This window comes from Novosphingobium profundi, assembly GCF_018491765.1.
Taxonomy (GTDB): domain Bacteria; phylum Pseudomonadota; class Alphaproteobacteria; order Sphingomonadales; family Sphingomonadaceae; genus Novosphingobium; species Novosphingobium profundi.
Map to the genome: position 1 here is coordinate 98485 of NZ_JABWCU010000019.1, position 15553 is coordinate 114037.

Consider the following 15553-nt stretch of genomic DNA (forward strand, 5'->3'; position numbering starts at 1 on the left):
AGTGGCCGAGCGTTCGTTCAAGTCCGAAGTGAAGAAGCTGACCGCAGGCGAGGGCGAGATCTTCACCGGCGAGGGCATCCTCGCGGTCACCAAGGCGCTGCTCCAGTCGGGCGTCGCCTATGTCGGGGGCTACCAGGGCTCGCCGATCAGCCACCTGATGGACGTCTTTGCCGACGCCGACGATCTGCTCAAGAGCCTGGGTGTCCACTTCGAGGCCTCGGCTTCGGAGGCGACGGCGGCGGCGATGCTGGCGGCCTCGGTCAACTACCCCTTGCGCGGGGCGGTGGCTTGGAAGTCGGTGGTGGGCACCAATGTCGCTTCGGACGCGCTCTCCAACGTCTCTTCGGGCGGCGTCACCGGCGGCGCGCTGGTGATCGTTGGCGAGGATTATGGCGAGGGCTCCTCGATCATGCAGGAGCGCACCCACGCCTTTGCCATGAAGTCGCAGATGTGGCTGCTCGACCCGCGCCCGAACCTGCCCTCGATCGTCGATTCGGTCGAGCAGGCCTTCCAGTTGTCCGAAGCCTCGAACACCCCGGTCATGCTGCAGCTGCGCGTGCGTTCGTGCCACATGACGGGCTCGTTCACGGCGAAGGCCAACAAGCGCCCGCCGATGACCGTTGGCGAGGCCGCGGCCAACCCCAACCGCGACACCGACCGCATCGTCCTGCCGCCCGCCAACTTCCTGCACGAAGTCGAGAAGATCGAGAAGCGCTGGCCCGCCGGCCTCGCCTTCGTGCGCGACAACAAGCTCAACGAGTGGTTCGGACCCGAGACCGTCGACGAGGGCATCGGCATCATCGTCCAGGGCGGGCTCTACAACAATCTCAACCGCGCGATGGAACTGGCCGGGCTGGCCGACAGCTACGGCACCTCGAAGCTGCCGATCTACTGCCTCAACGTCACCTACCCGCTGATCCCCGAGGAAGTGGCCGCGTTCTGCCAGGGCAAGCGCGCGGTGCTGGTGCTCGAGGAGGGCCAGCCCGAATTCATCGAGCACGAGCTCAACACGCTGGTGCGCCGCGCCAGGCTCGACACGCGTATCGCGGGCAAGGACGTGCTGCCGCGCTCGGGCGAATATACCGCCAAGGTGATCGGCGATGGCCTCGCCAGGTTCCTGCGCGAGGAAGCGCCTGCGCTCGCCCCGGCCGAAGTGACGTCCGACCCGCTGCCCGCGCCGGTTGCAAGCCAGATCCCGCAACGCCCGGCGGGCTTCTGCACCGGTTGCCCCGAACGCCCGATCTTCACCGCGATGAAGCTGGTCGAGCGCGAACTGGGCCCGGCTCACGTCTCGGCCGACATCGGCTGCCACCTGTTCTCGATCCTGCCGCCCTTCAACATCGGCAACACGACGATGGGCTATGGCCTGGGTGCGGCGGGGGCCTCGGCCTTCAAGCCGAAGGAGGGCGCCGGCTCGAAGCGGTCGATCGCGGTGATGGGCGATGGCGGCTTCTGGCACAACGGGTTGACCTCGGGGATCGGCAACGCCGTCTTCAACAAGGACGACACGGTCACCCTGATCATCGACAACGGCTATTCGGCGGCGACCGGGGGGCAGGACATCCTCTCCTCGCGCGCCAAGAACGCCAACCGCGTCACCAACAACCCGATCACCCGCGCGGTGAAGGGCGTGGGCGCGAAGTGGGTGCGCGAGATCACCCGCACTTACGACGTGCCTGCGATGCGCGACGTGCTTCGCGAGGCCATGACCAGCCCCGAGAAGGGGCCCAAGGTCATCGTCGCGCAGTCCGAATGCATGCTCAACCGCCAGCGCCGCGAGAAGAAGCAGAAGTCCGCCGCGCTCAAGGCCGGCCAGCGGGTGGTGCGCGAGCGGTTCGGCGTGGACGCGCAGACCTGCACCGGGGACCATTCGTGCGTGCGCCTTTCGGGTTGCCCCTCGCTGACGATCAAGCCCAACCCCGACGCGCTGCGCCAGGATCCGGTCGCGCATGTCGAGAACTCGTGCGTGGGCTGTGGCCTGTGCGGCGAGGTGAGCCATGCCGCCGTGCTCTGCCCCAGCTTCTACCGGGCGACGATCGTTGCCAACCCCTCCCGGTTCGAGCGCTTCAAGGCGAAGCTGGCGGGGGCCGTGATCTCCCGCTGGCAGGCTTCGGCCGAACGCAACCGCGCCGCGCGCGCTTTCTGACCCGACACAGGCAGGACCTTTCTTCCATGACCGCCCCCCAGGCCCTGAACACCGACCGCATCACCATCGCCATCCTTGCCCTGGGCGGGCAGGGAGGCGGGGTGCTGGCCGACTGGATCCAGCACGTCGCGCGCCAGGAAGGCTGGCTGGCGCAAGGGACCTCGGTTCCCGGCGTCGCGCAGCGCACCGGCTCGACCGTCTATTACGTCGAACTCTACAAGGACGACGGCACCGGCCGCCTGCCGGTCCTGGCGCAGATGCCGCTGCCGGGCGACGTCGACATCGTCATCGCCTCCGAGCTGATGGAGACGGGGCGCGCGCTGCTGCGCGGGTTCTCGAGCGCGGGGCGCACGACCCTCATCGGCTCGACCCACCGTATCTACGCGATCGGCGAGAAGCAGCAGATGGGCGACGGGCGCGGCAACGGCGCGAAGATCATCGAGGCCGCGCACCAGCGCTCGAAGCGCTTCATCGGCTTCGACATGGAGGCGGCGACCGACCGTTCGGGCAGCGTCATCAGCGCGATCATGTTCGGTGCGCTGGCGGGCAGCGGCGCGTTGCCCTTCCCGACCGAGACCTTCCGCGCCGCGATCGAGCACGCCGGCATTGCCGTTGCCAGCAACTTCAAGGGCTTTGCCGAAGGCTTCGAGCAGGCGCAGGCGCCTGTCGCGATGCCCGAGGAGATCGTCCACACCGCCCCCGTGCCGACCAGCGAGGCAGGCCGGGGGCTGGCCGCGCGGATCGCGCGCGAACTGCCCGAACCGGCGCAGGACAACGCGCTTCACGGCGTCGCCCGGCTGATGGACTACCAGGACGCAGCTTATGCGGGGCTTTATCTTGACCGCCTCGCGCAAGTCGCCGCGCGCGATGCCACGCCCTTCGAACTGACGCGTGAAACCGCGCGCCACCTCGCGCTCTGGATGAGCTACGAGGACACCATCCGGGTTGCCGAGATCAAGACCCGCAAGGACCGCCTCGCCGAAGTGCGCCGCGAGGTGAAGGCGCAGGACGACCAGTTGCTCAGCGTCACCGAATTCATGCACCCGCGCCTGCGCGAGGTCTGCGAGACGCTGCCGCGCGGATTGGGCGAGCGCATCCTCAAGAGCGCGCGCCTGAGCGGTATGCTCGAAGGCTTCTTCACCAGGGGGCGCCATGTCGAGACCACCAGCCTGCGCTGGTTCCTCGTGCTGCGCACGCTCGCGGGCATGCGTTCACTGCGCCCGCGTTCGCTGCGCTACGCCGAGGAACAGGCGCGCATCGAGGCCTGGCTGGAGGCGGTGTGCGCCGAGGCGCGGTTCGACCGTAATCTCGCGCTCGAAATCGTGCGCTGCCAGCGCCTGATCAAGGGCTATGGCGACACCTTCGAACGCGGCCTTGCCAACTTCGAAAAGATCATGACGCGCCACGCCGAGGCGCGGCTGGGCGCTGCGCACGTCGCGTCCTTGCGCGAACTGGCCCTGTCGGACGAAACGTGCGCAGCGCTCGATACCGAGCTGGCCACGATGGACCACGGTGTTGGGAAAGCCGAGCGCGCCTGAGCCGCCGCCCGGGGGGCGCGGCTCCGCAACGCAGCTCAGGTAATTTCGAGAGCCGGTGTCAGATCGCGCGGAGCGCTGATAATGCGCTGTACGGTGACCACTGCCCCGTGCACGGTATAGGCGATCTGGAGCCGGCGTTCGAAGGTGAGGGTCCGCAGACCTTGGATCAGGTCGTCGCGAGGGGAACCGCGGTGCGGAAACTCTGCCAAGGATGCGACACGTTCTTCAATCCTGGCAAGATAGCCGTCTGCCGTGGGCCGATCGGCTTCCAAGCTCAGCCATTGGTGAAGCGTTATCAGGTCTTCGATCGCCAATGCCGACAACTGGACGCCATAGCTCATGCCTTGGCGATGGACGCGCGCACCTTGGCAAAGGCCTTGTCGAGGGCCATTGGGGGGCGAGGATCTGCCAGGGCCTCGGCAACGCGAACGCGAACCACTTCGTCGAGTATCGCCTCTTCACGGTCCAAGGCACGCAGGCCAGCGCGCATGACCTCACTCATCGAAGCATATCGACCAGACGCCAGGTGGCGTTCGGCATGCGATGCCATCTCGCCGAGCGTTACCGTAATTGCCTTCGCGGCCATGCCGACCTCCATTCGATATGATTTTATCATATCGTTCCGTCAGCGCGCAAGCCGGCGGATGGCCGCATTCTCACCCGCGGGTCAAGAGCGCGATCGGGAAGCGGCTTCAGCGCGCCCGGCCCGCGCCAGGAGGGGCCAATCGGATCATGACCACGTCGTGGGCGGGCACTTCGGCTGACCATTCCCGTCGCTCTGTGCCGAGATCCTTTTGCTTCCACAGGTCGCGCACGGCAAGCGGGGTCTCGGGGGCATAGTCGAGCAAGCTCCAGTCGAGCGTGATGCGCAAGGGCTGCTCGCCCCGGTTGAACAGCAAAGCGGCGCGTTCACCATTTGCGAGCGTGCGCACCCAGACCTCGCCGTCACCCTCGCGCCGTACCCGGCGGCCCTGGCGGCCGAGCGGATCCTGGTCGATGGCGATGACCTCGCGGTTGAGCAGGATACTTGCGGTTGCGGCGTCCATGTTGGCAATGTCGTTGCCCGCGATCAGCGGCGCCGCCATCATCGCCCAGAGCGAGAAGTGCGCGCGGTATTCGGCGGTGGTCATACCCCCGTTGCCGACCTCGAGCATGTCGGGATCGTTCCAGTGGCCGGGACCTGCATAAGGCCAGAGCGGTTCGTTCTGGTCGACGATGTCGAGCATGCCGTAGGCGTAGCCGTGCTTGCCCGACCACTTGTCGGTGATGTCCCCGGTGGTTCGCCACATGTTCCCGATCTTCGCCGCCCAGAGCCAGGGCCGGGTGCTGCCCCATTCGCACAGCGAGAACACGATGTCGCGCCCGGTCGCGCGCAGCGCGTCGGCCATCAGAGCATAGGCTTCCTCGGAATTGCGCGTGCCGCTCGAGCACCAGTCGTACTTCAGATAGTCCACGCCCCAGGCGGCGTAAGTCTGCGCATCCTGGAACTCGTGACCCTGGCTGCCGGGGCGCCCGCCGCAGGTCTTCATGCCCGCGTCGGAATAGATCCCGAACTTCAGACCCTTGGCGTGGATATAGTCGGCCAGCGCCTTGATGCCCGAGGGGAACGCATTGCGGTTGGCCTGGATGAAACCTTGCGCGTCGCGCGTGCCGTGCCAGCAATCGTCGATCACCACATAGGTATATCCGGCATCGCGCATGCCCGAGGCGACCATCGCATCGGCGGTGTCGCGGATGGTCTTCTCCGAGATCTTGCAGGCGAAGCGGTTCCAGCTGTTCCAGCCCATCGGCGGGGTCTGCGCGAGGCCGTTGGCATGGCGCGCGGGATCGAGCGAGGGCGGCATGCGGTTGGGGTCGATGGCGTCCTCGGCGTGGGCAAGGGCGAAGGGCTGCGCCAGCACGACGAGGGCGACGAGCGCCAGTGCGCGGGCCAGGTTGCGAAGCGATGTCATGGCCGGGTCTCCAGTGGGCAGACGGCGTGGCTGGGATCGGCGTCGAGCTCGACGTTGGCGATCGCGATCGTGGTGCCGGAGGTTCCGGCAAGAACGAAGGGACGCGCAAGCGCGCCCATCTTGGCGCCCGCCTTCTCGAAGCAGGCGAGGGGCACCTTGACGCTGCTCCAGGTGCCTGGCGTGGCGGTGAACAGGCGCTCGGCGGGCAGTCGCGCGGTGCCCATGCCAAGCTGCAGGTCCTTCGCCGAGCCGGCATCGAGGCGATAGGCGACGCGCAGGGAGAGTTGGGCGTTGCTCTGGCGCGAGAGGTCGACCGTCGGCCCGGCGATGGTGACACTCCCCGATCCGGTGAAGGCGAAGCGGCGCGCGCCTTCCTGCGTGCCGCCGCCATCGACGTTGGTCACGCGCACCGCGCCGCTGGTCTCCAGCTTCCAGGGCGGGAGCACCCGGCCCGGGCGGTAGTAGATCGAAATGTTGGACAGCGAGGCGTCGAGCCCGGCCACTTCGGACAGGGCCGGAATCTCGACATGGTCGGAATAGCTCAGGCCGTAGCCATAGGCGAACTGCGGGTCGTAGTCCGGTTGCCCGACGTTGTTGGCGAACTGCGCGGCGTTCTTCGGCCAGGAAAAGCTGAGCTTGCCGCGAAAGTCCGCGTTCGGCGTGCCATCGGCCCGGGCGACGAGCACATCGGCGACGCCTTCGCCTTGCGAGCCGGGCAGGAAGGCGGCGACGAAGGCGTCGGACTGGTTGATCTCGGGATTGACCCAGAGCGGACGTCCCGAAAGGAACACCGAGACGGTGGGAATGCCCTGCGCCTTGAGCGCCTTCAGTTGCGCAAGCGCCTCCTTGTCGCCGGGCTGGAATTCGAGCGTGGAAATGTCGCCCACCATCTCGGCATAGGGTGTCTCGCCGAAGACGACCACGGCCAGGTCGGGCCGGGGGCCTGCGACCTGCCCGTCGGGGGCGAGCGTGGCGGTGCCGCCGGTCTTCTCGATCGCGGCTTTGAGCCCGGCCCAGATCGTTGTCGCGCCGGGAAAGTCCGCGTTGGTGTTGCCCGTGCCCTGCCACGAGAGCGTCCAGCCTCCCGATTGCAGGCCCACGTCGTTGGCGTGGCTGCCCGTCACGAGCACGCGCGCGCCCGGCCGGATCGGCAGCAGGTTGCCGTTGTTCTTGAGCAGGACGAGCGATTGCGCGACGGCCTGGCGTGCGACGGCGCGGTGCGCAGGGGTGCCCAGCTGGGCCATCTGTTCGTAGGGCCGGGCCGGGTCGAACAGCCCGAGCTTGAACTTGACGCGCAAGATCCGGCGCACCGCATCGTCGATCCGCGCCATCGGGATCGTGCCGTTCTTCGCCTCGGCCAGGGTGTTGTCGAAGAGCGCCATCCAGTCCTCGGGCACCATGGCCATGTCGAGCCCGGCGTTGAAGGTGGCCGGGCAGTCGCCGTTGGTGCAGCCCGGAATCTGGCCATGCGCGTTCCAGTCGCCCACGACGAAGCCCTCGAAGCCGAGCGCGCCCTTGAGCACGCCGGTCAGGAGGCTCGTGTTGGCGTGGTTCTTCACGCCGTTCCACGACGAGAAGCTGGCCATGACCGTCATCGCACCCGCATCGATGCCACCCACGTAGCCGGGCAGGTGGGTGGTAATGAGCGTGTCTTCCGAAACGCGCGCATCGCCCTGGTCGATCCCGTCACGGGTGCCGCCGTCGGCGAGGAAGTGCTTGATCGAAGCGGCGACCTGGCCGTGCTGGATGCGCCCTTCGCCGGGCGCCCCTTGCAGACCGCGCACCATGGCCGCCGCGTAGTCGCGGGTGATCTCGGGTCGCTCGGAATAGCCTTCGAAGGCGCGGCCCCAGCGGTCGTCCTGCGGGACGGTGACGGTGGGCGCGAAGGCCCAGTCGAAGCCCGAGGCGGCGCTTTCGGCGGCGGTCACTTCGCCGATCTTCAGGATCAGCGCGGGATCGCGCATGGCGCCAAGGCCGATGTTGTGCGGGAAGACGGTGGCGCCCAGCACGTTCGAATTGCCGTGGACCGAGTCCATGCCGAAGATGGTCGGGATCGGCACGTGGCCGGGGCGCTCCTCGAGCGAGACCGCGCGGTAGGCATCGGCGGTCGCGATCCAGTCGCCCACCGGGCCGCGATCGTTGCCGCTGAGCGGCGGGTCGTTGCCCCCGCCCAGCACCGATCCGAGCGGGTAGCGGCGCAAGTCTTCGGGTTTCACCGAGGCGATCGAGCCCTGGATCATCTGGCCGACTTTCTCGCGCAGCGACATGCGCGCCATGAGCGCGGTGATCTTCGCCTCGGTCTCGGGATCGACGAGCCCGACGCTGTGCGCGCGGGGCCAGCGCTCCGGGTGCGCCACGGCGGAGGGGCTGGAGGCCTTGTCGCTCGCAGGTTTGTCGCCTGCATGTGCGGGAGCGCCGGCAAGGACTGCAAGCGAAAGGGCCAGCGGCGCGGCGAGGGAGCGGGGGATCGTCAAGGCAAGGTCCTCGTCTTGGGGGCCGGTCTCAGGCGGGGACGGCGTGCGCGGGGCGCGTGGCCGCGCCGCATTCGGCCAGGAACTGGGCGTGGGGGACGGCGAGCGCGGCGGCCCTGGCGATGGCTTCGCGCATGCGGGCGAAACTCTGGGCCAGGTCGGCGCTCGACTGCCGGTCGGCGAGAGGGTCGTGGCGCGGAGGGAGGAGGCCGAAACCCGCGAACATGGCCAGCCAGCTGGGCGGCTGGAAGGAATCCCATTCGAAGCGCGGAAGCTTGCCTGCCCCGGTGAAGGCGCGGATGCGCTGGGCGAGGCTCTCGGGCAGGGTGCGGGCGCGGCAGGCGTCCCAGAAGGGCTCGCCATGGCGGCGGTTGGCCCAGTAGTGGAGCACGAGGAAATCGCGGATGCGCGCGTATTCGAGGCGGGTGATGCGGTTGAACTCGTCGGCAAGCGAGGGATCGAAGCCACGGTCGGGGAAGTGCGCGAGCAGGCGCTCGATGCCGCTCTGGATCAGCGTCAGGCCGGTCGATTCGAGCGGCTCGAGGAACCCGGCGGCCAGGCCGATGGCGACGCAGTTGTGGCTCCACACCTTGCGGCGATGCCCGGTGCGAAAACGGATCGTGCGCGGGTCGGCAAGCGGTGCGCCCTCGAGCCGCGCGAGCAGCTTGGCACAGGCCTCGTCCTCGGAAAGGTGCGCGCTCGAATAGACGTAGCCGTTGCCGACGCGATGCTGGAGCGGGATGCGCCACTGCCAGCCCGCCTCGTGCGCCTGCGAGCGGGTATAGGGCGAAAGTTCGAGTTCCTGCGTGCAGGCTACGGCCACGGCGCGGTCGCACGGGAGCAGGTCGCTCCAGTCCTCGAAGGGCTCGCCAAGCGTCTGGCCCAGGAGCCGAGAGGCGAAGCCCGAGCAGTCGATGAACAGGTCGGCACTGAGGCGGCGCCCGTCGGCGAGCGTGACGGCGCGCAAGTTGCCGTCTTCACCGTCGCGTTCGACGTGCGTGACAGTGCCCTCGATCCGCGTGACGCCAAGGGTGGCCTGCGCGCGGGCGCTGAGGTATTTCGCGAAGAGCCCGGCGTCGAAATGGAACGCCCAGTCGAACACGCCCAGGTCGTTGGCGGGCCGGTCGGGCGGGAGCAGGACCTTGCCCGCGCGGGCGACCGCGATCGGCAGGCAATAGTCGCCAAGCGGGGTCGGGTCTGCGTGCGCGCGCTGCTTGAGCCAGTACTGGTGAAAGGGCACCGAGAAGGCATCGACCCCGAAGCGTCCGAAGGGATGGAAGAACGAGGTGCCTGGCCCGGCCCAGTCCTCGAACGCGATGCCCAGCTTCACGGTGCCTTCGCTGGCGCGCATGACTTCGAAGGCATCGACGTCGATCGCGCGCAGATAGTCGCGGATGGCGGGCACGGTGGCCTCGCCCACGCCCACGGTGGCGATCTCGGCGGATTCGATGAGGGTGATCGCAATCGGCAGGCCCTTGAGGCGGGTGGCCAGGAGATTGGCCGTCATCCAGCCCGCGCTGCCACCTCCGACGATGAGGATCGCGCCAATCGGATCGCTCGGCATGTTTGCGCCCCTTCCTCTCTTTGTCTTTTTCCTGGTCTGACCTGCGCTCCGGGCAAGGCCCCCGCCTGTTGGAGGAGGGGCGGGGGCCCGCCCGGGAGGGACGGTCAGAACTTCATGCGCACACCGGCCGTGTAGCGACGTTCGAAAATCTTGTTGTACGCGTTCTCGTCGGGCCAGGTGATGTAGTAGTGCTCGTACTCGCCGGTCAGGTTCGAGCCTTGCGCGTAGATCGTCACCGCGGGGGTGATGTCGTAGCTGACCGAGGCATCGACGTAGTTGGTCGGCGCCTGGTAGAGCTCGAGCCCGGCGATGCCGCCGAAGTCGGACTGGACCGCGCGCTTGGAGCGGTAGTTCCAGGCGACGCGGGCCTGGAAATGCGAGTCCTGGTAGAACAGCGCCGCATTGGTCTGGAACTCGGAATTGTCCTGGAAGGGGATCTTGTTGCCGGCCAGGTCGGTCTCGCCCGAGTCCGAGGGCGACCAGGTGAAATTGGTGTCGACGCCGAAGTTGCCGAGGAAGTCGGGCATCCACGCCATGTCGCTGAACGCCAGCTTGGCACCCGCTTCAAGGCCCTTCAACGTACCGCCGGATCCCTGCACCGGGGTGCTGATGGTGACCGTGCGGCCGCGCACCACCCCGTCGTTGTCGGGCAAGTCGTCACGCGTGATGTTGCCGCTCTGGATGAAGCTGTCGACGTCGATGTAGAACAGGCCCAGGCTCAGCATGCTGGCATTGCCCAGGTACCATTCGAGCGAGGCGTCGAGGTTCATCGCGCGCCAGGGATCGAGCTGGGGGTTGCCGCTCTGGCTGCCGCCGGTGACCCGGAACACGGGATTGCCCGGGTCGCTGGTGTCGATCGCGTAGTTGGGGGTGAGGCCACCGCCCCATTGCTCCAGGTCGAGCAGCGTCATCGTCTTGGCGAAGGCGAAGCGCAGCTTGACGTCGGAAGAGAGTTCGAAGGCAAGGTTGAGCGCGGGCAGGATGTCGGTGAAGTCGCGCTTGGTCTCGACCGAACCGGCCAGCGTGTTGGCAAGGCCATAGGGCTGCGGGCTGCCGGTCACGTACTGGGTGATGTCGAGCCGGGTGTTGATCACCTTGACACCGCCATTGCCGGTCATCGGAATGCCGAACAATTCGCCCCGGAAGTCCATCTGGGCATAGCCCGAGATCTGCTTGATCCCGACCTTGAACGAGGCGCCCGGGTTCATCACCTCGACGTTGCCGGGATAGAACGAATTCTGGAAGTCGAGCACGTTGTCCATGACCGAGGGATCGAGCGCGTAGAACGAGGGGATGCCCTTCACGCCCGAATTGTAGAGCTTGACCATGTTGTTGAAGCTGGAGTCGCTCGCCTTGCGGGTCAGTCCGGCGGTGTAATAGCCCGAGGCGTCACCCGCGCTGCAGCTGGAATCGCTCATCGGCACGTCGAAGGCCTTCCACTTCACCAGGCATCCGGCCGGATTGCTGGCATCGCCGGCGTAGAGCGGCGCGGCGCGATCGAAGGCGAAATTGTCGACCGAACGCTCCGAATAGCGCCCGCCGAAGCTGATCTTCATGTCCGGGCTGGCCTCGTAGGCACCGTCGGCGCGCAGGACCTTGAGGTCGGCCTTGCGCCGGTAGTTGCCTTCCGAGGAAATCGTCTTGAGCGCGTAGTTGTTGATATCGCCCATCTCGCTGGTGAGCGCGGACGGCAGCGTGAAGACCGGCTGATTGCCCGAGAAGTCGACCGTGGCGGGCAGCGAGTCGAGCCCGGCGATGGTGTTCACCGTGTAGCCGTTCTCGTTGAACACGCGGTCGCCGCTGGGATAGTGGCCGATGCCGTCGGTCTGCCACTGCGCGCCGTTGCTCAGGCTGAACTGGATGTAGCTCTGGTCGAAGTACTGGTGGGCCTTGCCGTAGATTCCGCGAACCGAGGCGGTGAACGGGCCACCGTTGTCGTACTTGAGCTCGAGGTTGTAGTTCTGCGACTGCGACTGGTAGCGCAAGTTGCCCGAATTGGCGTCGAAGTTGCCGAGGTCGTAGTTGTACTGCTGGACGGTGTTGATGTTGTAGGTGTTTCCGTCCGAGCCGACCGTCGTCGCCCCGGTATCGCGCGAGACACCCGGCACGAATTCCGCCGCCTGCCAGTTGATGTCCTGCATCTCGATGCCGACGGTGCGGTCGTGCTCGTCCTGGTGGGTGTAGAAGAAGTCGCCGTTCAACGTCAGCGCGTCGTTGACCATCCACTGCATCGAACCATTGATGCCCAGGCGCTGGCGCTGGTCGATCTCGTGCGAGGAAAGGAACCCCTGCGGCACGAAGAAGGCGTCGTTGGCATCTCCGTCACCGTTGACGTCCACCCCGCCGGCCACCGGCGTGCCGCGCGAGCGCCACGAAGGCGAAAAGCCGCCGGTGGAGGTGGCATCGGCGGTGCCTTCGTTGTGCAGCGCGACGCCGTAGCCGCTCTGGATACCGTTCTTCGAGTTCGACAGGCGCACGTCCGAATAGGCGGCGGAGAGCATGACCCCGAAGTTGTCGTTGTGCCAGGAGATCAGACCGTTGAAGTTGGGATCGAACTTGTGCTTGGCCTTGTCGCCGTAGGCACCCTCGGCGGCGGCCGCGAGGGTGAGGCCGGGCTTGAGGTCGAAGGGACGGCGCGTGCGCAAGTTGACCGTGCCGGTGATGCCGGCGTTGAGCTGGTCGGCGGTGGTCGACTTGATGACGTCGGCGCCCGAGAAGAGCTGCGAGGGAATGTCGTTGAAGTTGGGCTGGACGGTCGTGATCGACTGCGCGCCGAGGTAGGTCTCGCCGTTGAGCAGGGTCGTGACCTGCGGCAGGCCGCGGATGTTGATGGTCGAGCCTTCGCCCGCGCTGCGCAGGATCTGGACGCCCGGGATACGCTGGAGCGAGTCCGAGATCGTCACGTCGGGCAGCTTGCCGATGTCCTCGGCGGAAATCGAATCGACGACCGAGGTCGCCTCGCGCTTGGTTTCGATCGCACGCCGTTGCGAACCGCGGATACCGGTGACGATGATCGCCTGAGCCGCAGCGGGATCATCGGACCAGTTCCCGTCGTCCGCGGGGCTCTGGGCCGAGCTGTCGGGTGCCGGTGCGGCTTGCGCCCAGGCGCTCTGGCACAGGCCGATGGTAATGAACGATGTCGCGGCAAACAGGGCGGCTCGATGCACGCAATTGTGGCGGATCATACCCCCAAACTCCTCTCCTGGTGCGCATTTCCTGCGCTGGTGATCTTTTTTTCTCGGTGGAAGGCGAGGCGCTGCGGGTGTCTGCATCCGGCCCGTGCCGCATACAGGCTCGCGTTGCCGCGTCGATCCGGGGTCACGGGTCGTCTTTTTCCGCCTCGTGCCCTGAGTACCGATCATCTGCAGTTTCCCGAGTGCCGTCAACTTAAATAATTTAATTTTTGTTACTCGACGGCAACGAATGGAGGTAGATAATGGAGTCCAAGGAGAGCGTTCGTGCCGATGAAAGACAGTATTCCTGCCGCTTCGCGCGGAGAGGCAGGCCAGAAAATCCCGAATAACGAAGAAGCAACATTGGCGCCGCGGCAGGGCTTTGCGCAGCGTTTGTCCATCTCTCTTTCGGGCACGAATCTTGCCCGCGCAGGTGACTACAACCAGCGCATCGTCCTCCAGGCCATTCGACTCGCCGGCGAGACGACCCGCCAGATGCTCGTCAAGCAGACCGGCCTGACGGCGCCGACGATCGCCAACATCGCCGCGCGACTGGAAGACATGGGGCTGATCACCCACGCCGGGCGACACCATGGCAGCCGTGGCCAGCCCGCTTTGCGCCTGGCGATCAATCCCGACGGCGCCTTCGGAGTCGGTCTCAACATCGACCGCGACCATGTGACGCTCGCACTTCTCGACATCGCCGGAGCGGTGCGTGGCACGGTTACGCGCGAAGTGCGCTTTCCGATGCCGCGCGACGTCGTCGCGATCATCGAGGAGGAACTGCCCCAGCTCATGGAGCGGGGTAAGGTGTCGCCCGAGAGGGTCTTGGGCGTCGGCGTCGCGCGGCCCGACGGACTTGGCAGCATAGCCATTCCGCACCGGCCTGAAGCTTTTGAAATATGGAATAAAACAGATTTTCCGGCGCTTCTCGGTGAAGTCATGCCCTGGCCGATCTACATCGACAACGACGCCGCGGCCGCCGCGCTCGGAGAGGCCAAGGGGATCGGTGGCGAACGCATCGGCAGCTTCTTCTACCTGCTTGTCAGCGCAGGGCTTGGCGGGGCTCCGGTGATCGATGGCGGCTATTACCGAGGCGCCCGCGCGCGCAGCGGCGAAATCGGACTGATGCCCGATCCCGGCGCGGGGCATCCGGGCGCGGTGGTGCAGGACACCGTCTCGCTTTCGGCGATCGCGCAGCGCCTCGAAGAGGCCGGCAAGCCCATGACCGCGCTGGACGACCTGCTCGCGCTCGATCCGGTGACGGCGACGAGCGTGGATCGCTGGATCGCCGATTCGACGCGCGCGCTGACCGCGCCGCTGGTTGCGGTCTCGTGCCTGCTCGATCCCGAGGTGATTCTCGTCGGCGGCCGCCTGCCCGCGCTCCTGATCGAGCGCCTCTGCGCGCGAGTGGATGCCGCGCTCGCCGAAGTCGCCATGCCCAACCGGGTCCCGGTCCGGCCTGCGCGCATGGCCGGCGCGGCGCCCGCCATCGGGTCGGCCTTGCTGCCGTTCCAGGACCAGTTGCTGCCATCCGATGCGATTCTGATGCAGGCGGAGCGCTCCTGACCCGCTTCGCGCCCCCCTTGAGGAATTTTAAGAAAAATAATTTGAGTTAATGTCCTTTCCCGCGCATCATGTCCGGCACAAGGAACAGCGCGGCATGCGCGCGGCTGGAGGGAAGAGGCTATGGCCAAGGGCACCATCGTCGGGACGAGATCGACGGTTCGGGCGGACGATCGGGACGCAACGCCGCCCGTCATTTGGCGAGCCGCGGCATGAACGTGCGGATCGGCATCGATTTCGGTGGCACCAAGGTCGAGGCGGCAGCGCTCGACCTTGCGGGCAACGTGCTCACCCGTATTCGCACGGCAACGCCCGGCAGCTACGAAGGTGCGCTGGCGGTCCTGGCAGGGCAGGTCGAGGAATTGGAGAGCCGCCTCGGCAAGGCCGGCGGAGTGGGGATCGGTACGCCCGGCTCCGCACTGGCCGAAACCGGCCTGATGCGCAACGCGAACACGCTCTATCTCAATGGCCGGCCGCTGCAACGCGATCTCGAGCAACGCATGGGGCGCGCGGTGCGCTTGGCGAACGATGCCAATTGCTTCGCCCTCTCCGAAGCGGTCGATGGTGCGGCCGCCGGAGCGGGCAGCGTGTTCGGTCTCATCGTGGGTACCGGTTGCGGCGGCGGTCTGGTGGTCGGCGGCACGATGTTCGGCGGCGCGCACGGTCTGGCCGGTGAGCTCGGGCACATGCCCCTGCCCGGGCCCGAAGCCGACGAGCTGCCGCCACCTGCGTGCTGGTGCGGTCAGAAGGGGTGCATCGAGAGCTGGATCTCGGGCACCGGATTCCAGCGCGCCTACCGTGAGCTGACGGGTGAGGCGCGCGGGGCCGAGGCGATCGTGGCCGCCGCGAAGGCGGGGGACGCGACCGCGGGCCAGGCGCTCGACCGCTACCGCGATCGCCTGGCGCGTGCCCTCGCGATTGTTGCCAATCTGCTCGACCCCGAGGTGATCGTGCTGGGCGGGGGCATGTCCAATGTCGAGGCGCTTTACGAAGGGCTGGCCGAGGCGGTGCGCGCGCGCAGCTTCTCGGGAGGCTGGAGCGGCCGCGTGGCCAAAGCGCGTTGGGGCGACAGCTCGGGCGTGCGCGGCGCTGCGCTCCTGTGGAGCCGCGAGGAGGTCCTGGCCTCGCGCTGACGCGCCCGCG

General features: G+C 67.2%; 10 protein-coding genes. 4 read left to right on the forward strand and 6 right to left on the reverse strand.

The window, feature by feature from the left end; genetic code table 11:
- Position 1: 1 nt before the first annotated feature.
- Both HT136_RS20555 and HT136_RS20560 read left to right on the forward strand, forming a co-directional pair.
- On the forward strand, positions 2 to 2146 hold the full coding sequence (locus HT136_RS20555) for a ferredoxin family protein (protein ID WP_214201723.1): 2145 nt from the start codon (positions 2 to 4) through the stop codon (positions 2144 to 2146).
- Between the two features lie 26 nt (positions 2147 to 2172).
- Complete coding sequence (locus HT136_RS20560) at positions 2173 to 3684, forward strand: indolepyruvate oxidoreductase subunit beta family protein (protein WP_214201724.1); 1512 nt, start codon at positions 2173 to 2175, stop codon at positions 3682 to 3684.
- A gap of 35 nt (positions 3685 to 3719) precedes the next feature.
- Here HT136_RS20560 and HT136_RS20565 read toward each other — a convergent pair whose 3' ends face one another.
- The 6 genes from HT136_RS20565 to HT136_RS20590 all read right to left on the reverse strand — a co-directional run bounded on the left by HT136_RS20565 (position 3720) and on the right by HT136_RS20590 (position 12856).
- Positions 3720 to 4025: a type II toxin-antitoxin system RelE/ParE family toxin gene (locus tag HT136_RS20565; protein ID WP_214201725.1), complete on the reverse strand. Its 306-nt coding sequence runs from the start codon at positions 4023 to 4025 to the stop codon at positions 3720 to 3722.
- Positions 4022 to 4270, reverse strand: a complete 249-nt coding sequence (locus HT136_RS20570; protein ID WP_246544006.1) for a ribbon-helix-helix domain-containing protein — start codon at positions 4268 to 4270, stop codon at positions 4022 to 4024. Before HT136_RS20570 ends, HT136_RS20565 begins: the two co-directional genes overlap by 4 nt.
- A gap of 106 nt (positions 4271 to 4376) precedes the next feature.
- A complete protein-coding gene (locus HT136_RS20575; protein WP_214201727.1) occupies positions 4377 to 5636 on the reverse strand; it encodes a glycoside hydrolase family 27 protein in 1260 nt (419 codons plus the stop codon).
- Positions 5633 to 8110: a glycoside hydrolase family 3 protein gene (locus tag HT136_RS20580; RefSeq protein WP_214201728.1), complete on the reverse strand. Its 2478-nt coding sequence runs from the start codon at positions 8108 to 8110 to the stop codon at positions 5633 to 5635. Before HT136_RS20580 ends, HT136_RS20575 begins: the two co-directional genes overlap by 4 nt.
- 28 nt (positions 8111 to 8138) lie before the next feature.
- Complete coding sequence (locus HT136_RS20585; protein WP_214201729.1) at positions 8139 to 9671, reverse strand: tryptophan halogenase family protein; 1533 nt, start codon at positions 9669 to 9671, stop codon at positions 8139 to 8141.
- A gap of 104 nt (positions 9672 to 9775) precedes the next feature.
- Positions 9776 to 12856: a TonB-dependent receptor gene (locus HT136_RS20590; protein WP_214201730.1), complete on the reverse strand. Its 3081-nt coding sequence runs from the start codon at positions 12854 to 12856 to the stop codon at positions 9776 to 9778.
- A 381-nt stretch (positions 12857 to 13237) separates the two neighbouring features.
- On the opposite strand from HT136_RS20590, the gene HT136_RS20595 reads away from it, so the two are divergent.
- On the forward strand, positions 13238 to 14413 hold the full coding sequence (locus HT136_RS20595; RefSeq protein WP_246544008.1) for an ROK family transcriptional regulator: 1176 nt from the start codon (positions 13238 to 13240) through the stop codon (positions 14411 to 14413).
- 209 nt (positions 14414 to 14622) lie between these two features.
- Entirely contained in the window at positions 14623 to 15543 is a 921-nt protein-coding gene (locus HT136_RS20600; protein ID WP_214201732.1) for an ROK family protein, read from the forward strand.
- Positions 15544 to 15553 lie beyond the last annotated feature (10 nt).